The sequence below is a fragment of the Brevibacillus schisleri genome (genome assembly GCF_055685845.1).
In genome coordinates, this window is sequence record NZ_JBVNDM010000001.1 from 947,501 (window position 1) to 966,327 (window position 18,827).

General features: G+C 47.4%; 16 protein-coding genes (1 of these 16 cut by a window edge). 11 read left to right on the top strand and 5 right to left on the bottom strand.

The window, feature by feature from the left end; genetic code table 11:
- The 3 genes from ACUUHJ_RS04745 to ACUUHJ_RS04755 all read right to left on the bottom strand — a co-directional run.
- Positions 1-646, bottom strand: partial view of a class I SAM-dependent methyltransferase gene (locus ACUUHJ_RS04745; protein ID WP_289676210.1) — the 5' portion only. The gene continues 41 nt to the left of window position 1, outside the view; the window shows 646 of its 687 coding nt (coding positions 1-646); it begins with the start codon at positions 644-646; the stop codon falls past the left edge of the window.
- A 131-nt stretch (positions 647-777) separates the two neighbouring features.
- Positions 778-1,503 carry a hypothetical protein gene (locus ACUUHJ_RS04750; protein ID WP_472298371.1) on the bottom strand — a complete coding sequence of 242 codons (726 nt, stop codon included), beginning with the start codon at positions 1,501-1,503 and terminating at the stop codon, positions 778-780.
- 13 nt (positions 1,504-1,516) lie between these two features.
- Positions 1,517-2,146 (bottom strand): YczE/YyaS/YitT family protein, encoded by a 630-nt coding sequence (locus tag ACUUHJ_RS04755; RefSeq protein WP_012684569.1) that lies wholly within the window; start codon positions 2,144-2,146, stop codon positions 1,517-1,519.
- 121 nt (positions 2,147-2,267) lie between these two features.
- Here ACUUHJ_RS04755 and ACUUHJ_RS04760 point away from each other — a divergent pair, with 121 nt between their 5' ends.
- The 3 genes from ACUUHJ_RS04760 (at position 2,268) to ACUUHJ_RS04770 (ending at position 4,815) form a co-directional block, all read left to right on the top strand.
- Positions 2,268-3,251: a LacI family DNA-binding transcriptional regulator gene (locus ACUUHJ_RS04760; RefSeq protein ID WP_289676212.1), complete on the top strand. Its 984-nt coding sequence runs from the start codon at positions 2,268-2,270 to the stop codon at positions 3,249-3,251.
- Between the two features lie 82 nt (positions 3,252-3,333).
- Positions 3,334-4,203 (top strand): AraC family transcriptional regulator, encoded by an 870-nt coding sequence (locus ACUUHJ_RS04765; RefSeq protein WP_289676213.1) that lies wholly within the window; start codon positions 3,334-3,336, stop codon positions 4,201-4,203.
- A 117-nt stretch (positions 4,204-4,320) separates the two neighbouring features.
- Complete coding sequence (locus ACUUHJ_RS04770) at positions 4,321-4,815, top strand: GNAT family N-acetyltransferase (RefSeq protein ID WP_035984911.1); 495 nt, start codon at positions 4,321-4,323, stop codon at positions 4,813-4,815.
- A gap of 506 nt (positions 4,816-5,321) precedes the next feature.
- Here the strand turns inward: ACUUHJ_RS04770 and ACUUHJ_RS04775 are convergent.
- Positions 5,322-7,421 carry a sigma-54 interaction domain-containing protein gene (locus tag ACUUHJ_RS04775; protein ID WP_472298372.1) on the bottom strand — a complete coding sequence of 700 codons (2,100 nt, stop codon included), beginning with the start codon at positions 7,419-7,421 and terminating at the stop codon, positions 5,322-5,324.
- Positions 7,422-7,639: 218 nt separating this feature from the next.
- Here ACUUHJ_RS04775 and ACUUHJ_RS04780 point away from each other — a divergent pair, with 218 nt between their 5' ends.
- The 3 genes from ACUUHJ_RS04780 to ACUUHJ_RS04790 all read left to right on the top strand — a co-directional run bounded on the left by ACUUHJ_RS04780 (position 7,640) and on the right by ACUUHJ_RS04790 (position 10,973).
- On the top strand, positions 7,640-8,773 hold the full coding sequence (locus ACUUHJ_RS04780; protein WP_472298373.1) for a M20 peptidase aminoacylase family protein: 1,134 nt from the start codon (positions 7,640-7,642) through the stop codon (positions 8,771-8,773).
- A gap of 30 nt (positions 8,774-8,803) precedes the next feature.
- Positions 8,804-10,216, top strand: a complete 1,413-nt coding sequence (locus tag ACUUHJ_RS04785) for a YfcC family protein (RefSeq protein WP_472298374.1) — start codon at positions 8,804-8,806, stop codon at positions 10,214-10,216.
- A gap of 130 nt (positions 10,217-10,346) precedes the next feature.
- Positions 10,347-10,973: a class I SAM-dependent methyltransferase gene (locus tag ACUUHJ_RS04790; protein WP_472298375.1), complete on the top strand. Its 627-nt coding sequence runs from the start codon at positions 10,347-10,349 to the stop codon at positions 10,971-10,973.
- A gap of 21 nt (positions 10,974-10,994) precedes the next feature.
- Here ACUUHJ_RS04790 and ACUUHJ_RS04795 read toward each other — a convergent pair whose 3' ends face one another.
- The gene (locus ACUUHJ_RS04795) at positions 10,995-12,353 is read right to left on the bottom strand and encodes a TrkH family potassium uptake protein (RefSeq protein ID WP_172142641.1); all 1,359 of its coding nucleotides are present in this window, start codon (positions 12,351-12,353) and stop codon (positions 10,995-10,997) included.
- Between the two features lie 460 nt (positions 12,354-12,813).
- Here ACUUHJ_RS04795 and ACUUHJ_RS04800 point away from each other — a divergent pair, with 460 nt between their 5' ends.
- The 5 genes from ACUUHJ_RS04800 (at position 12,814) to ACUUHJ_RS04820 (ending at position 18,809) form a co-directional block, all read left to right on the top strand.
- Positions 12,814-14,565 carry an ABC transporter ATP-binding protein gene (locus ACUUHJ_RS04800; protein WP_289676219.1) on the top strand — a complete coding sequence of 584 codons (1,752 nt, stop codon included), beginning with the start codon at positions 12,814-12,816 and terminating at the stop codon, positions 14,563-14,565.
- A 4-nt stretch (positions 14,566-14,569) separates the two neighbouring features.
- The gene (locus ACUUHJ_RS04805) at positions 14,570-16,627 is read left to right on the top strand and encodes an ABC transporter ATP-binding protein (protein ID WP_472298376.1); all 2,058 of its coding nucleotides are present in this window, start codon (positions 14,570-14,572) and stop codon (positions 16,625-16,627) included.
- 73 nt (positions 16,628-16,700) lie between these two features.
- Positions 16,701-17,027 carry a DUF1904 family protein gene (locus ACUUHJ_RS04810; protein ID WP_173627804.1) on the top strand — a complete coding sequence of 109 codons (327 nt, stop codon included), beginning with the start codon at positions 16,701-16,703 and terminating at the stop codon, positions 17,025-17,027.
- Positions 17,028-17,263: 236 nt separating this feature from the next.
- A complete protein-coding gene (locus ACUUHJ_RS04815; protein ID WP_289676221.1) occupies positions 17,264-17,836 on the top strand; it encodes an RNA polymerase sigma factor in 573 nt (190 codons plus the stop codon).
- Positions 17,814-18,809 (top strand): hypothetical protein, encoded by a 996-nt coding sequence (locus ACUUHJ_RS04820; protein WP_289676222.1) that lies wholly within the window; start codon positions 17,814-17,816, stop codon positions 18,807-18,809. Before ACUUHJ_RS04815 ends, ACUUHJ_RS04820 begins: the two co-directional genes overlap by 23 nt.
- The last annotated feature ends 18 nt before the right edge of the window (positions 18,810-18,827 follow it).

Below are 18,827 nucleotides of genomic sequence, written 5' to 3' on the forward strand. Positions count from 1 at the left end.
TCACTAGCTTCTCCACAACGACTCTGTCCGCAAGTTCATTACCAAAGAAGAACCTTGCTTGCCGCTCTGCTTCTTCCAAGTCTGCAAATCGGTAGTCCAAGCGAATCCATTTGTGAGAGAAGCCGTATTTGTTTTCTAACAAGGAATAATACTGTGTAAGAAATTCGGGTGGATGAGGTGTTTCATATCCGGTCCCCATCGTCTCCATGATGACGATCATGCCACCAGGACGGAGCACACGTTTCATCTCGAGAATGATCTTTTCAAGATTGAGTTCGTTGTTGGGAACTTCAGAACTGGTGAGGTAGCAAACCGTCCACCCTGCTACGATGACATCCGCAGTGTTATCGTCCGCGGGAATATTTCGATGATCCGCTACGCTAGTTTTCCAATTGGATAGACCGGCTTGCGTCAGCTGTTGTGCATTCACTTCTAGCATAGCGGCGGAAGCATCCAGAGCAAGAATGGACTTGGCATGAGGGGCAAGCACAGAGGTGAGCCTTCCTGAGCCAGCTCCCAGATCGATCACGTCCTGTCCTTTGATAGGGGTGATTTCTTCGACGACAGCAAGCAGACTTGGTTGTCTGGAAATCATCAAATCGTACTGTTCCGCTTGCGTTTTATAAATTTGTTCGTGGTTTGGCATCGTTCATCCTCCAGTTACTTGATCGTACTGGGAAATATAGTAAAGCCTCACGCCACGTGAAGGTCAAGAGATAGAAAAAAGGATTCCGCCCTCGCAGTCTTATGAGCGACAGGGGAATCCTTCTTTTTCAATTAGGAACGGACAGAGATTAAGTCTTTCGCCAGCGCTACCATCTGATCATGAAGGGTAGGGTCCAGTTGATTGCTTCCCGTGTGGTACGCGAGATGATAAAAGATTCCTTGATCATAGAACTCCATCTCATGGGCGTTTGTGACGATCAGATTGACTGCGTGATTTTTATCATCATATTTGTAAAAGTTATACACATAAGAGCTGTTTGTCGTGATGATATGATGATAGAAAGTGATATCGTCGGTCAATGGCTCAACGCGCATGACGTTCCCAAACGAATCCAGTCCAGAACCAGATGGTTTCACATGGGCCAAGGGGTTTTCATCAGTCTCTGTCATGCGTAAGATAAAGAAGTTTTCCGTAATAGGGACTTCGTTATTCTGCGTGTATGTCAGCTGTAGCTGGTATCGTGTTTCTTTTTCGGAGCCTGAGGAGAATGAGACGAGATAGGCTATCTCTTTTTCGACAGGAAAAGGCAGCTTCGTTTTATCCATTGACCTGATACGGCTTTGGAGAGACGAAGGCAATAGCGGTGTCAATTCCTGAATACTCATCGGCTGGTAATGCGTCACGTTTTCAGGATCTTGGGTCAGTCTGTGAATTTCGCTCTGGGCAAAAACATCTCCGTCAGCTTTTACGAGACCAGTGGAAGAGGAACAACCACCAAGCAATAGAAACAGGCTCACTGCAAGCGAACACACAACTTTTGGTCGAAAATTTCTCAAGGCTTTCCTCCTATTATGCCTCCGCCCCCTTCCTTTGATTGGCGAGACGAAGCATTTTATTCCCGACGTTGATTGCTGCTTGAATAATGTAGCCAGTTGTAAACGACAGCACGACTGTTCCGTAATAAATCGGGCCATCTAACAGGAAGCTTGCGCTAAGAAACATGCACGCCAGCAAAATTTCTGTCCGTCTGAATGTCCACTTTAATCTTTTCGACATAACCAGTACAAATGCCTCTTGGGGAGCTGTGCACACTTGCGTACACACATACAACCCAATACCGCTGCCGATGCAAATGTTTCCGAGTGCCATCGTCAGAAGCGGCGGCAATGAACGGATAGCAGCCATGAGCCCATCGATGGACCCGATCAAATCGACAAAGACGGAGATCAGCACCATGACCAAAATGGCGCCGACAGAAATATAACTGCGATCCATGAAAAGGACGATGATGACAAAAGTCAGGTTAATGGCAAACATCCAAAAGCCAATCGATATCCCGAAGTTTTGATGCAGGGCAATAAACAGCGAATCATACGGGCTAAGACCAAAGGATGTAATGGTCGTCATCATGTTGATCCCGAGCGCCAAAATCAATAAGCCTACGATAAACAAGAGATGTTCAAATTTTAAGCGAATCACAAAACACGACTCCTTTCATTCTACATAAGGAGAGCATAAGATGTGGAACGCTTTTCAGAGCAAGTAGAATGTGTTTTGATGTATGTAATAAGTACTGATCCGACGTCGAGGAGTAATCTGAGTGGCTAACATAAGAGAAATCGCGAAATTGGCAGGTGTATCCGTTTCAACCGTTTCCCGTGTGCTTAACAACCATCCGTACGTGAACGAGAAAAAACGCGCGGAGATTCTCAAGATTATTGAAGAACAAAATTATGTTCAAAACAGTAATGCGGTCCACCTCTCAACTGGAAAAACGATGGTCATCGGTGTGACATTGCCTCTCGTCAACAACCAATACTACAGCTCCATTATCGAAGGCATTGCAGCAGAAGCAGCCCAGCATCATTACAAGTTGATGGTGTGCCAAACGAATAACAACCCCGAGCAAGAACGTAGCGTTTTACACTTGCTCAAAAATAAAAAAATAGATGGGCTAATCATGTGCTCCAGGTCCAGCTCTTGCGAAACCCTCAATGAATACGCAGGATATGGACCTATCATCACGTGTGAAGCAAATGATACCACATCTGTTTCGAGTGTTCATATCGACCACTATCAAACGTTTCTGATTGGGATGGAGTATCTGATGAAGAAGGGGCATCGCCGGATCGGGTATTGCATAGGCAGAAAAAACAGCTTTAACAGTCAGCATCGCAAACGTGCCTATTACGAAAAGCTGCATTCGATTGACGTGACACCCTCCCCTGGGTGGTCATTTGAAGAATGTTTAACGATCCAGGATGGCAAGGATGTTGTGGGGAAGTTGCTGCAATTAGAAGAGCGGCCGACAGCAATGATCGTATCGTGCAATCATATAGCGGCAGGGATCTTCAAAGAGGCGAGTAGATTGGGGATTCGCGTACCGGAAGACTTAGCCGTAGTGGGTTGCGATGATCAGCCAATCGGAGAATTACTAGAGATCACTACGGTATCCAGCTCCAGTACGTTGATGGGAAAATACGCTTTTGAGATGCTGCATGAGCGGATTTGGACACAGCAGCTGGATGGGAAAAAGGAAGAGAAGGAACTGTCGCCCGAATTGGTAGAGCGATTGACCACGTGAGCTTGAAAGATAGCACAGTTGATCAAAAAAACGCTCGGCATCTCCCGCATACTAAAGAAAAAATAGGTGAAGGAAGTCAAAGTTGGACACGTACAAGCGGATTCAGGACGCGATTGATTATGTCGAAGAGCATCTTCAGGAAGAAATGAGCATCACAGATATTGCTTCCAGGGCGCATTTCTCTGCGTTTCATTTTCAACGTCTGTTTCAGGCAATCTCAGGCTTCAGTGTACAGGAGTACATTCGCAAGCGCAGACTGTCGGAAGCTGCACTGGCACTAAAACAGACAAGTGACAATGTGCTCGAAATTGCCGTGACCTATCAATACCAGTCGCAGGAAGCATTGACTCGCGCTTTCGAGAAGCAGTTCGGCATTACACCTGGAAGATATCGCAAAGAAAATCATTCGCTACCTTATCTAGCCAAGATGGACTTTTTGGCCTTTCGCCAAACGATCAAAGGGGAGATTATGATGAACAAACCAACCATCACGACATTGGATGACATTCGTATCATTGGGCGGAGGTTCCGGACGAGCTTACAGGATGAGCAGCATTTCAAAGACATTCCGGGCTTCTATTATGAATTTGGACGTAATCAAGACTATTTGCGGATTCCGAATAAAGCGGCGGAGGATATGTCGTATGGGATCGCCTGCGAATTTGAAGATGACGGGGGCTTTTCCTTTGTGATCGGGGAGGCTGTGCATCATGTTCCCGATGAACTGTCCGAAGGCTTTATTTCGCTCGTCTTGCCTGGCGGAAAATACGCGGAATTCAAAGTGACAGGTGATGCCGACCTTGTGCAAAACACGCGTCGCTACATTTATGGAACATGGTTACCTCAATCGAATTATGAGAGAGGCGAGGGACCGGATTTTGAAGTGACAGATGTGAGGGGTTCACGCTTTCCTGAGGCGATGAGAGTATCTATTTACATCCCGCTTCTATAGGTGTTTGTTCAGCGGAACGCAATGAATTTTACAGTACTTTCACACGCCATCCATTCCAGCTTTATACCCGTTTGCTACAGTGTAAATGTAAGAGCGAATGTACAGGAGGCGGGTAGGGTGGAAGTGCAGATTGAGCGCGTCGTAAGAGATGATTTTGCTGAAATGATTACGTTGGCAGATATGACATTACCCGATCGAATGAACTTGCATGAGCTGAAAAAGTATATGGAGCTGTTTCCTGAGCTGATTTTCAAGGCGACCTACAACGGCCAGCTCATCGGTTTTAGCTGCGCCGGCATTGATATGTATCAAACGACTGGCTGGCTTCTGTTCAGCAATGTGAGCAAGGAGTTTCAAGGTCAAGGCATCGGCAAGCGGTTAATCGAAGCCAGACTGCAAGCCCTGCGCCAGTTTCCAACACTTCGCACCGTGCAGGTTACGGTGAGTGAAACGAACGCATCCTCTATTCGCGCGCTGTCTGCCTATGGCTTCCGTCTGGCACATGCTGAGCAGGATTACTACGGGCCGGGCAAGCATCGGAATTTGATGGAGCTGCCTATTTTGCCTATGATTCAACCAGAAAAAATAGAGTCGTCCATCGTGACTACGTAGGTGGATTCATGAAAAAAGCGGAGGAGTTAAAAACTTGCCGCTTTTTTGTTTTTCATATGCTGTATCGATGCTGTAGTGGAGGGAAGAAGTGCATTTCCAGTCTGCGCTTCGGCCTACGCCCCGCATGGGGGATTGACTGGTCGCTCCGAAATGAATAGCGGGAGCGCTTCAAACCAGAAAACGTGACAGCGTTTTTGTATATGATAAAAGCTGAAATTCCCCTCTATTCATTTCTACGCTGGGTAGGGCTCCAGAGGCGCTTGGACTGAAAATGCACTTCTTCCTACGTGGCTTTGGTCAACATCTTGAGAGTGTTTCAAGAAGTGTAGCAAGTTAGCTACTTTGCACTAACTTACAAAACGATTTAAAAGATGAATAATAACATTGCTATAAAGAAGCCCTGCCACATGTTTGGAAGGAGACCGCCCGAACGAAGAGAGGATATAGGCGACTGGAAAACATGTGGCAGGACTTCGGTCTCCACATCTGTTGGAAGACAACTATAATTATCCCTTGTTCTTACTCAGCAAAGCCTCCAACACCTGCTGCCCAAACGCAGTAATCTGCGTCCCTTGCTTCTTGACCCCGATCGAGACACACCCAGCGCGGTCCAGCATGGTCAGCTTGTGCCTGATTTGGGCTTCAGTCATGGAGGGACCATCGTTCATTCTTGTGAGCAGGGCGCTGCGTCCAGTACGCTCCTGACGCTTGTAGCAATCGGACAGCACTTGCAGGATTGCTGTGTAATCTACCAAGGAGCCTTGCCTGGACAAATACCGGATTGTATCCTCCAACATATCATCCCGGTGAGAGAGAAGTGGTGAAGTAGAGACATGCCCCGCAAAAAAACGCTCTGGCAAATGAGCCAGCTCCACCTGATTCCCCTCTGCTATAACGACTGCATAGTGAATGAAATTTTCCAGCTCACGAATATTGCCTGGCCAATCGTAACGGAGTAGTTGTTCCGTCACTTCTCGGGAGAAGGACAGACGCTGCTTTTTTTTCTGCAAAAAATAATCGATCAGCACCAAAATATCATCAGGACGATCACGCAGGGGCTGGATGTGCAACGGCAGGACATTCAGTCTGTAGTACAAATCCTCACGAAACGTCCCTTTTTTGACCATTTCCATCAAGTTGCAATTGGTAGCAGCGATGACGCGGACATTGACTGGAATGACGCGATAGCCCCCTACACGCATAACCTGCTTTTCTTGGAGAACGCGAAGCAGTGCCGCTTGGATGCTGAGTGGGGCATCCCCAATCTCGTCCAGAAAAATAGTCCCGTTGTGAGCCAGCTCGAATAGCCCCATCTTTCCGCCTTTTCGTGCCCCTGTAAAAGAACCTTCCTCGTACCCGAACAGTTCGCTCTCTACCAAGCTCTCGGTCAGCCCTGCAAAGTTGACGGGGACGAACGGACCGTCACGACGCGTCGAGTGGTGATGGATGGCTTGGGCAAAAACTTCCTTCCCCGTTCCGTTTTCCCCAGTAATGAGAATCGTAAAGTCGCTTTCGGCCAGTTTGGTCGCCACACGCTTGTTAGCCTGAATGGACGTGCTTTTGCCGATGATATTGTCAAACGAATACTTGGTCATCAGTCCGAGATCGGCACTCTTCGTCCGTATTTCCTGTTCGATCTGCTGTACCTTCGTCACGTCCTGAAAGGTAATGACTGCCCCAAGAAACTGATCATCCAAGAATGTGGGAATCTTGGTAACCAAGAGGTACAAATCGCGGAACTCCAATACCTGCTTCGTTACTTCTGTGTGTGACTCGACTACCTCCAGAATATGAAATTCGGGAATGACCTCTGCTACATTTCGCCCAATGCAAGTTGCTTCAGTCATATGCAAAATTTTCTCAGCTTCTTTATTTAGCACCGTGATATTCCCTGTGGCATCTGTGCCAATGATGCCTTCATGAACAGCATTTAAAATGGAGCTCAGCTTTTCATTCAGCTTCCGCTCATTATGTACCGAATTGGTCAGCTTGCGCCCGATATGGACGAAATCACTGATGAAATCGGCCGTGTACAGGTTTGCTTTGTCCGGAGACAGATCAAGCAGGCGCGAAATATCAAAGATCGTCGTCAAATCCAAAGGGCGGTGCCCCAATTCAATGACGTTTTCAAAATGGGCAGGAATCAGCTCCCTGAGTCCATGACAGACAGCGACATCTATTTGATCTTTTTCAGGAAGCGGAGTCTCGGTATCGGGTACGTACGGGATAAAAGTCAGATGAGAGAATCCGAGATGAAACAATAGCTCAATCGCGCCGTCTACCATTTCGATGGAGTTGGAAACAAAGAGACAGCGCGTTCCTGGAGGTAAATCCATGAGTTGATCCAACTTGTTAATGTCAATCGTGCGCCTTGCTAGCAGCACAGGGATGTCTGACGGAAGAGCTGGCTGATCGTGCAAGAGACTGGTGTCCGAAACGAGAATGAGGTCAACTGCATCGTACACACTCGGGTGAAGCCGTTCTTGCATATGGTTTCGAATGATGTTCAAACGGTTGCCGAAAAAAGACGTGAGCGTGTTTGCAAACACCAAGCTGATCGTCTCCAGTCGGGTCATCAACAAGATGCATGGGTTCTGTTTTATCATGATGCGACTCCTTTATATTTGCCGAATAGCTTTTAGATTTGGGTGAAAATATTGGAGCGAATATCTATAAAAAACAACCTATATTATAACCTAAAAAAACAGAATTGTTCAGAAATGCTTAACTTTTATAACAATATGCTTTTGGCACAAATCTTGCTATACATCCGGTAGAGCAAAACGAGATACTAGAGAAGACATCAAGGAGGAGGATGTATCGGATGAATCCGTTCTTATACGTGGACGAGCATCGCGACGAAATAGTGCGAACATACAAAGATTTGCATCAATTGGCGGAGCCGAGCTGGCACGAGGAGAAAACAGCGAGATATTTGCGGGAACGCTTGGAGGCAGCTGGCATTGCCGTCACACGCTTCGAGGGGCACCATGGCTTCTATGCGGAGATTCCTGGAGAGAGTGCTGAAATCGTGGCTTTGCGCGCGGATATGGATGCACTCGTGCAGGAAGTAGATGGCGTAGTAAGACCGAATCATTCATGCGGACACGATGCTCACTCGACACTGGCTCTCTACAGTGCCCTGGCTATTCAAGCAAGCGGGGTGGTGCCGCCGAAAACGATGCGCTTTCTATTCCAGCCTGCTGAGGAGAAGATGGGCGGAGCCTTGCAGATGATGAAGGATGGTGCCCTCGAAGGCGTGACAAAGCTGATCGGCGTTCATCTGCGCCCGGAAATGGAAGTCCCGTATGGCAGCGCTGCTCCGGCGATTTTGCATGGATCGTCTAGCTCCATCAGAGGGACGATTACAGGTCTTCAAGCACACGGAGCACGTCCGGCGCTCGGAAAAAATGTCATCGAAGCCGCTTCATTTTTGGTACAAGTGTTGCAAAATATTCGCCTACAAGACGGATGCTCTTTTTCCGTGAAGATGACCCAATTGCAAGCAGGGGGAGAAACGGTGAACGTCATCCCTGATCGAGCGACCTTTAGCCTCGATGTACGTGCACAGTCCAATGAAGGCATGGCGGAATTGCGGAGAAAAACCGAGCATGCCATGGCTCAGACAGCGGCGTTGATGGGCATGGATGTGGAGTGGGAATGGTCGGGAGTCACACCGGCTGCGGTCGCCAATGCGAATATGATCCAAGTAGCCAAAAAGGCAATTGGGCAAGTGCTGGGTGAGGACAAAATTGCCGATATATGTGTGACACCAGGTGGAGAGGACTTCCATTTTTACGCAATTCACCGCCCTGAGCTTGCTACCACGATGATTGGTTTGGGGTGTGGTCTCACACCTGTTCTGCATCATCCACAGATGACTTTTCAGACAGATGCCTTGATTTATGGGGCAAAAATCATGACAGCTGCGATTTATGAAGCAGCCCAACATTCTTAGAGAAGCGCTACACGAGCAGGGGGTTACCTTATGACAGAGAGCAAGCAACTAAAAAAGAAAAGCTTATTTCGGCTAGACGCCTATGTCCTTTTGTTTTGCATCTTACTTCTATGTGCATTGGCTACCTATGTGGTCCCAACAGGAGAATTTGACCGTGTAAAAAACGGCAATGTGACGACGGTTGTACCGGGTAGCTATCATGCGGTCGAGCCGAATCCTACAGGCTTTATCGAGTTTTTTACCGCGATCCAGACAGGGATGGTCAAAGGCGCACCGATCATCTTCCTCGTTTTGTTCACAGGCGGTGCTTTAGCTGTTTTGGATAAGACAGGTGCACTCAACGCAGCGATTCTGACCATGGTCCGAAAATTGGGAAATAGAGAGTGGCTACTGGTTATTTTGATTACTTCCGTCTTCTCCATTTTGGGTACGTTGGGTGTCATCGTCAACTCCGTCATTGCTTTCGTTCCGCTCGGCATCATGATTGCGAGAGCGATGAAAATGGATGCGATCTTTGGTGTGGCTCTGATTTATCTGGGTGTGTATGCCGGATTCAATACGACAATTGCTTTTCCAGGAACGCTGGGCTTGTCCCAACAAATTGCGGAGCTGCCGCTGTTTTCAGGTATCGGCTACCGCACCATCATTTATGTTACGTTTGTGATCGTAACCATCCTGTACATCGGGCGTTACGCGCGTAAGGTTCGTCAAAACAAGAGTATCTTGGAGGGTGAGCTCTTTCCTTCTGATAGTGGTTCAACCACGATGGAAGTAGACACGAATAATGTTGATTTTACTACCCGTCACAAATTGATCCTGGCGTTTACGGGGATCGTTCTGATTGGTTTTATCGTCTGCACGATCTTGTTCAAATGGGACGTAAACGAGATGTCTGGAATCTTTATTTTTATTGCGATCGGAGTAGGCTTGCTCAACAAGATGAGCGGCAACGATATCGCCAAAACGTTCTTAAAAGGCTGTCAGGGATTGATTTACGGGGCATTGATCGTCGGTATGGCACGTTCTGTCACGGTCATTTTGGAGGATGGAAAGTTCCTCGATACCATCGTGTACGGGCTTGCTACCATCCTGGAGCCGCTCTCTCCGATGGCAGGGGCGATTGGGATGTTCCTCGGAAGCGCCGGACTGCACTTCTTGATTTCGTCCGGATCAGGTGAAGCCGTTATGCTGATGCCGCTGCTGGCACCATTGGCTGACCTGATGGGCATTACGCGTCAGGTCGCAGTAGAGGCTCTGATGCTCGGAGAAGGTGTGGTTAACTGCATTAACCCAACCTCAGGTGTTCTGATGAGTATTTTGGCGATGAGTGGCATTTCCTACGGCAAGTGGCTGAAGTTCATGCTTCCGCTCACAGCAGTATGGACAGTTCTCTCCATCGTGTTTATCGTGATCGGGGTATTGATTAACTGGGGCCCGTATTAATTCTACATGCGTTGACAAGGAAGGCTTCGCCAACATCACTTGGCGGAGCTTTTTTTCATGAAAATCGTTCACGCGCATAAACTGTGCAACGACACATCATTTTCGCAGGCAGAAAGTGGGGAAGCTCACCATGAGTACGGAAAATCAATCCGCTTTTGATTATCGGAAGTACTGGGAGGACAATTACGCTTCGGGTGGAAATTCTGGACTTGGCTCCTATGGCGTGCTGGCTCTTTTTAAAGCAGAAGTGATCAATGCATATATCGAGGAGCAGCAAGTGAAAAGCGTTATTGAATTTGGCTGTGGGGACGGCAATCAACTTCTCTTTATGAAATATGAAAATTACGTGGGGTTGGACGTTTCACCGACTTCGGTTCAGATGTGTGCCAGAATGTTTGGCAAGGATTCGTCGAAAAGCTTTTTTTTATACCATCCGAAATCCTTTTACAATCAAGGATACTTAAAAAGTGATCTGGTCGTATGCCTGGATGTGCTGTATCACATTACTGATGAGGAAGACTTCGCGAAAACATTGGATGACACCTTCTCTTGCGCTAAAAAACATGTCATTCTCTACACGAAAGTAACAAATGGGACAGAACCCCAGGTTGTCGACATGATCAAGGATCGTGACATCTTGCGTTACTTGAAAAAGTACAACGATTTCTCCATTACGCGAAAGATTGAGCAGAAATATCCAGACCTGTCCTCTGCCAGCTTTTTGATTCTAGAAAAAAATCCCCCAACGGCTACATAGCTTTGGGGGATTTCCTTTCCTCTATTGACCAATGATGATGCGTTCTTTCGGATAATGGTAGCGTACGATTCGGTCATTGCGCTTCAAGAAGAGGAGCAAATTGATAATCCCGATACGTCCGATCATCATCGTAATAATCAGGATGAGCTTGCCGCCTATGCCCATCTGAGCCGTAATCCCGGTAGACAATCCGGTCGTACCGAAAGCAGAGCAGACCTCGAACAAGACGTACTGGAAAGGTAAATCCTCCAGCCAGACGAGCAGCATGACCGCTGTGAACACAAGGATGATTGCGATGAAAAAGACAATAAAGGAGCGTTGGATGTCCTCATCAACCAGCTCTCTTCCGAACACCTTTACTTCCTTGTAGCCACGCATGTTGGCAAAAACAGAGGCAATCAGGACGAAGAACGTCGTGGTCCGTATCCCCCCGCCCACGCTGCTCGGCGAGGCGCCAATGAACATCATCCCGGAGAGCATGATGAGTGTTGTGGTTGACAAGAGGCTGATATCCATCGTAGCCAAGCCGCCGCTTCGCGAGGAGACGGAGTGAAACAATGAATAGAACAGCATTTCATGCCAAGACTTATCGACCAAAAAGTGATTTCGTTCAAAAACGAAAATGAGCAGGGCGCCAATGGCGATCAAGGAAAAGAACGTCAGTGTCGTGATCTTGGTAAAGAGGGAAAAGGTGAAACGCACTTTTGCGCGGCGATAGGAAAAGTACGTTCTCAGCTCCACGAGGACGGGAAAACCGATCGCTCCACAAATAATCAAGATCATCACGATAGTCTGAAACACGTAATCGTGGGTAAAGTCGAGCATGGAGTTTCCGTGCAGGTCAAACCCGGCATTCGTAAAAGCACTGACAGATGCAAAGTAACCGTGGTAAAAAGCGGTGTACCAATCGTCGTAATAGCCGGCGTAAATAAAATGACTACCTAACAGAATGGTCCCCACCAGCTCGATCATGAGCGCAATCACGAGAATATTGCGCATCAGGTCGACCAGACCGGACAGCGTGGAGCGGTTGTGGTCTGTTGCGATCCAGATGCGCTGTTCCAAGCCGATTTTTTGACCCATGAGGATCCAAATGAACGTGCCGAGTGTCATGATTCCGACCCCACCAACCTGGAAGAGCAACGTAAGAAACAAAATCCCCCACTGGTTGAAAACCTCATGAATCGTAATGACAGTCAGCCCGGTAACGCTGATGGCACTCGCCGCAGTAAACAAAGAGTCAATAAAAGAAAGAGAGGCTCCCGGTAAGTGAAAAAACGGCAATGACAGAAGAAACGCTGAGATCAGGATGAGCCCAACGTAGGCGAACACGATGATTTGAACAGATGTCAATCGACGCTTTTGATTGGATGATAACAAAATAAATGGCCTCCTGAATAAGCTTCATGAGGATAATCATACCAAAAAAAGTTCGCAAGCAAAAATACAAAAGATACGTTTGCCCATTGTTCAAGAGCCGAATCAATGCTGAGAGAATTCTGCCAGCGGTATTTTCGCGGTTGACAATGTATCTGTAATAATGGTAAAGTTCAGAATGTATTTATTGGAAATTTAAAATATTAATGGAAAGGTGGGCTAGTCATGAAAAGAATTGTACGCATGGGTCATTCAAACAAGGGCATACATGACGTAACCCCACCATTGATACGAGCGTAGTATCGTTTTTTTGATCTCGTTAACATGGCGTAGGTTACATTTTTCGTAACTTGCGCCTTTTCTATTTTTGTTGAGGAAAAGGCATGTTGCTCATGGGCGATATGTCTTTTTTTGGCCTCTTTAAAAGGTCACCCAGCCGGGTAAAGAGAGGGGAGAAATACGGATGTTCTCGGTTTTGGCAAAGCTTGATTGGTTTTTCAAGGAGCATTGGAAACGGTATACGGTCGCTATTCTGCTATTGATTCTGGGCGGCCTACTGGAGATTATCCCTCCAAAAATCATCGGGGTGGCTATTGATGAGATTCACCTGGGGACGCTGACTGGCGAGCGGCTAGTATCCATCTTGCTGTTTTTCGGTGTATTGTCTGTCGCGATTTATTGGGTCAATTTTATCTGGATTCGCCAGCTGTTTGGGGGAGCGTTTTTGGCGGAGCGGACGTTACGGTCGAAGCTCATGACACATTTTTTGCGGATGACGCCAACGTTTTATCAGCGCAATCGTACCGGTGATCTGATGGCACGAGCGACAAATGACCTAAAGGCTGTCTCGATGACGACAGGCTTCGGAATTTTGACGATGGTGGATTCGTTATCCTTTACAGGGGCAATTGTGCTGACGATGGGCTTTTTGATCAGTTGGAAGCTGACCTTAGCGGCGATCCTTCCATTGCCGTTCATGGCCTATATCATTAAGCAGTATGGGAAAAAAATACACGAGCGCTTTTCTACCGCACAAACCTCGTTCGGTGAGCTGAACGACCGCGTGCTGGAATCCGTCTCTGGGGTTCGCGTGATTCGAGCTTACGTACAGGAGATGGCGGATCAGGAGCGCTTTCGCCAAAAAACACATGAAGTGTATCAAAAAAATATCGATGTAGCGAGAATCGATTCGCTGATTGAGCCGACCGTCAAAATATTGGTTGGGATCAGTTATATGATCGGCTTGATCTACGGTGGCTACCTCGTGTTCCAAAGAGAACTGACCTTGGGAGAGCTGGTCTCGTTTAACGTCTATCTCGGGATGCTCATTTGGCCGATGTTTGCGATTGGCGAATTGATCAATGTGATGCAAAGAGGAAGTGCCTCGCTGGATCGGGTCAATGAAACCTTGGCGTACGAAGCTGATGTGACGGATCACGACAGACCGGTTCGTGTGGCAGTACCAGAAGTGATTCGGTTCGATTCCGTGACATTCCGCTATCCATCTGCGCAGGTTGACCAACTAGTGGATGTCTCCTTTACTCTGGGGCGGGGTCAGACGCTAGGAATCGTCGGGCGTACGGGAAGCGGGAAATCCACGCTGGTGCGACAGCTGCTTCGCGAATATCCGGTAGGACGAGGAGCCATCAGTGTTTCGGGAGAGGCGCTAGAACAGATTAGTCTGGATAACATCAAGAGCTGGATCGGTTATGTACCGCAGGAGCAGATTCTGTTCTCGAAGACAGTCCGCGAAAACATCCTGTTCGGGAACAACGAGGCAACAGAAGAACAATTACAGGAAGTATTGAAGCAGGCCGCATTTGCTCGGGATGTGCAGCTATTGCCTGAAGGATTGCAAACGCTCGTTGGTGAAAAAGGTGTAGCCCTTTCTGGCGGGCAAAAACAGCGGGTTTCGATTGCTCGGGCTCTTTTGGTCAATCCGGAAATTTTGATTCTCGACGATGCCATGTCGGCGGTGGATGGCAAAACCGAAGCGGAGATGATCACGAATATTCGCCGGGAGCGTGCAGGCAAAACAACACTGATCACCACACATCGCTTATCGGCGGTCCAGCATGCAGATTGGATTCTCGTCATAGACGAAGGACGAATCGTCGAGGAAGGTACACATGCACAGCTATTGGAGCTGGGCGGTTGGTATAAAGAACAATTCGAGAAACAGCAAATTGAAGCGACGCTGACGGAAAGCGGGTGAATGAATGACGACAGGGAAAAGGCTAGTCCATTATGCATCCATTTTTAAAAAGACGATCCTCTTGGCGGTATTGATGCTGTCCATCTCGGTTGGGGCAGAACTGACGGGACCGTTTTTGGCGAAAAAAATGATCGATACGCACATCATGGGCATTGAATTCCCGTGGTATGAGACGGCACAGCGTGAGAATTCCGTGTTCTACAAAGGGAAGTACTACACAAGACAGGACCACTTGGCAGCAGGGGAGAGCACAGGTGGGGAAGTTCGTGTTTTACAAGTAGGACGCGACTATTATTTCTTGAATCAGGCGATTTCGTATGATGGCCAGCGCTCCGTTGAGGATGGGAAGCTCGTCATTGTCAAAGGTGAGGATCGAGCGGAGTACCAGGCTACTCTCTTAAGCAATCAGGAGATATTTGAATTTTTCCGGCCAGAGACAAGCGGCTTGCTCAAACTGGCTGCTCTCTATTTCGGATTATTGGTAGTTGCCTCACTTTTCCACTATGGGCAAAAATTTTTATGGCAAAAATCAGCGAATCAGGTCATCGAGAGACTGCGTATTGACGTGTTCGCGCATATCCAACGATTGCCTATTCACTATTTCGATCATCTCCCTGCCGGGAAGGTGGTTGCTCGTGTCACAAACGATACGGAGGCAATCCGTGAGCTGTTTACGAATGTGCTCGGCAACTTTATTACGAGCGGGATTTATTTAATCGGTATTTTCGCAGCGCTGTTCTTGCTTGATATACGACTCGCGCTTGTGTGTCTGGTCATTTTGCCAATCATGGTCGTGTGGATTTACTTGTACCGCAAGTACGCTTCTTCATTCAACCATGTCATTCGGGCACGCATCAGTGACATCAACGGAATGATTAACGAGTCGATCCAAGGGATGCCGATCATTCAGGCGTTTCGCAGGGAAAAGGAAACGATGCGGGAATTCGGCGAGCTGAATGAAGAGCTGTTCACCTACCAAAATAAAATGCTGCGGCTCAATGCGACCGCTTCGTTTAACCTGGTTCAGTTGATCCGTAATATCGCATTTGTGTTGTTCATCTGGTATTTCGGAGGAGCGTCCATGGGGATAGGTACTCTGCTCTCACTTGGTGTCCTCTACGCATTCGTTGATTATCTCAACCGCTTGTTCCAGCCGATGACACAAATCGTCAACCAATTGGCGAACCTGGAGCAATCTCTCGTCGCGGCGTCGCGTGTGTTTGAACTGCTGGATGAAGAGGGCGTCGACGTTGATCCAGCAAAGGTTCCGTGCTATCAGGGGAATGTTCGCTTCGACGATGTTTCCTTTGCCTACAAAGACGACAAATACGTACTGAAAAACATTTCGTTCGAAGCTTGGCCTGGAGAGACGGTGGCACTAGTTGGTCATACAGGCTCGGGAAAAAGCTCGATTATCAACCTGTTACTCCGCTTCTATGATGTAAACAGAGGAGCGATTATGATTGATGGGCGCAATGTGCAGTCGTTTTCCAAACAGCAGCTTCGTCAGCATATGGCTATTGTCTTGCAGGACCCGTTTTTATTTACAGGAACGGTTCGTTCCAATGTGAGTCTGGATGATCCGTCGATTTCGCCGGAAAAAGTGGAGAAGGCCTTGTGTGATGTAGGGGCAGACCAACTGTTCCGCAGTCTTCCGCAAGGATTCGATGAACCCGTTATCGAGAAGGGAAGCACGCTTTCTCTCGGACAGCGTCAGTTGATTTCGTTTGCGCGTGCTCTGGCGTTTGACCCGGCTATCCTCATTCTGGATGAAGCGACTGCCAGCATCGACACGGAAACAGAGGGCATTATTCAGAATGCGCTTGAGGTGTTGAAAAAAGGGAGAACAACCTTCATCATTGCTCATCGCCTGTCTACGATCAAAAATGCAGATCAAATTCTCGTACTGGATCGAGGCAGAATTGTAGAGCGAGGAAAGCATGAAGACTTGATGGAGAAACAAGGCAGGTACTATCAGATGTATCAATTGCAGCAAGGGAACAAAGAAGTGCGGATGCAAGAGGCAGTAGGTAAGCACGGGAGCGCCGCAGCTCTAACCTAGTTTTCTCTACTCTTTTTGCCTCTTGAACGGTAAGATAGAGCATAGTAGTTTGGACTTTTCAGGAGGGATCATCATGCCACATCTTATCGTTCGAGGCATTCAAGCTGAACAAATGGCTACGATTAGCGAACCGCTTGCAGTGGAGCTTGCTGCACTCTGCCAATGCGGTACAGACAATTTCACAATCGAATGCTTGCATACAACAGGCGTTTTTGGCGGGAAGATCGTGGAGTCGTTTCCTTTTATTGAAGTAGCATGGTTTGAGCGGGGGCAAGAAGCTCGTGACCAGTTTGCCCAGATTGTAACCAAGCATGTCCTATCTCTTGGCATCCCAGAAGTGGAAATGGCATTTGTCGCTTATCAAAAAGAAAGCTATTATGCCAACGGGGAGCATTTCTAAGAGAAGCCGACAGGTGCTGTCGATTTCCCGGGAAAGAATCAAGACATTCGACAAGCGTACAGACAAACAAATGAATGCAAGCATGGAATAAGGGTGTTCCTTCCTGTGGTACGAGGTTTTTCGTACGAGACGGGTGGAACACCTTTTTCATTTTATTCGCAGAACCAAAAATTTCTAAAATAGGTGTCACAAACAAAAGATGCCAGTTGTTATTCATAGTGAGAGGAGGGCAAACCGTGGAAAAAACAGAGATAGAGCGCCTGCTGATCGAAATAAAAGGCGGTTCTCTTGAGCAATACGAACTCATTATCGATTACTATCAACAACCGATCTTTACATACTGCTATCACATACTCGGTCACCGTCAAGATGCAGAAGACGCTGTCCAGGAAGTCCTGTTTCGTGCCTACGAGCATCTTGAACAGTATACGTACTCGCTTTCATTTTCAGCATGGTTGTACCGGATCGCTTACAACCATTGTGCGAATGTGCTAAAGCGCAGGAAATTAAGTCGCGTGTTGCCCTTTTTGTACAACCGTGATCAGGATGGACGCAATTATGTCGAGGAGAGCATTGACAGCAATTACTTCGGGGAGCCAATCGAACGCATCTGGAAACGGCTGTCTGCTGAAGAACGCACACTTATTTTCCTGCGTGTGCTAGAGGAAAGAGAGTACGAGGAAATCGCGGAGCTGATGGACAAAAAGCCAGCAGCCTTGCGCAAGCAATTTGAACGCGTTTTGAAAAAGTGCAAACGTTATTTGCCAACGATGGGAGGGGTGCTGAATGATGGACAAAAATCCGTTTAAGCACATGAGAGACATGCTGGTAGCGAAGCCAGTCCCGAAAGTCGATGTCAAACATAAAGTCATGGCAGCAATTCGTGCCAAGGAAAACAAGGAGGAGAAAGTCGTGAAAAAGAAAATTGGCTTGCTGGTCACTGTAGGTATGCTGGTAGGAGCGTCTTCCGTATGGGCAGGAGTGGAAATGATCCAGTTGAAAAATGAAAAGGGCGAAGTGGTTTACGAGCTAACACAGCATACTGATCAAGAACAACAGCGATTGATTCAGCAAATGCCCCCAGAGGAACAGGCGAAAATGGAGGCGAGGGAGAAAATGTATGAGCAACGGGATGAGGTCAATAATGAGATTATTAATGGCTTGAAGCCTGGAACCTCAGTCGCTATATACTGGAAGCCAACAAAAGATGAGGAAGAAATCCAAAAGAACACAACCTGGTCAATATATAAACAACCGTATATCACAATGGTATCTATGCCGATGACTTATAAAACATGGAAGGAAATGGAGCCGGTTGTAGGGAAGATGTTCACGCTTCCAAACGAGCTTGCTGGAGGCTTCCGTTTCGATGAAGGTGACGTACACTATGAGGAAAACTACGAGTACATGGTTGACCTCGAAGCACTGAAGGCAAAAGCCATCAAAGAAAACAAAGATTACGCCTTTACAGAAATTCCGTCAAGCAACAAGTACGATTTTACCAGTGTCGCCTATAAGTCTGAGAAAGGCAAGGTAAGGGTAGAGGTACGAATAGCTGACGGAGGCAAAGCGGGAACAAATGCAGAGGCAATCGAAAAAATCATGATTGGCAACAATGAAGCGGTTCTCACGACGCACACTTCTAAAAATAGCGATAATTTCCATTGGATCACCTGGGTAAAAAATGGGACCAAACTGAAATACTCTGTGCGTGCTGGTGAGGAAGTCGTATCTAAAGACGAGCTGATCAATATCGCCAAGCAGATCAACGAGATCAAATAATCGAAGATAAAAAAAGGA

Excerpts from the sequence above, each read along its gene's own strand:
- ACUUHJ_RS04820 (WP_289676222.1), top strand. The coding sequence starts at position 17,814 with ATGATGGACAAAAATCCGTTTAAGCACATGAGAGACATGCTGGTAGCG.
- ACUUHJ_RS04800 (WP_289676219.1), top strand. The coding sequence starts at position 12,814 with ATGTTCTCGGTTTTGGCAAAGCTTGATTGGTTTTTCAAGGAGCATTGG.
- ACUUHJ_RS04785 (WP_472298374.1), top strand. The coding sequence starts at position 8,804 with ATGACAGAGAGCAAGCAACTAAAAAAGAAAAGCTTATTTCGGCTAGAC.
- ACUUHJ_RS04805 (WP_472298376.1), top strand. The coding sequence starts at position 14,570 with ATGACGACAGGGAAAAGGCTAGTCCATTATGCATCCATTTTTAAAAAG.
- ACUUHJ_RS04810 (WP_173627804.1), top strand. The coding sequence starts at position 16,701 with ATGCCACATCTTATCGTTCGAGGCATTCAAGCTGAACAAATGGCTACG.
- ACUUHJ_RS04780 (WP_472298373.1), top strand. The coding sequence starts at position 7,640 with ATGAATCCGTTCTTATACGTGGACGAGCATCGCGACGAAATAGTGCGA.
- ACUUHJ_RS04790 (WP_472298375.1), top strand. The coding sequence starts at position 10,347 with ATGAGTACGGAAAATCAATCCGCTTTTGATTATCGGAAGTACTGGGAG.
- ACUUHJ_RS04775 (WP_472298372.1), bottom strand. The coding sequence starts at position 7,421 with ATGATAAAACAGAACCCATGCATCTTGTTGATGACCCGACTGGAGACG.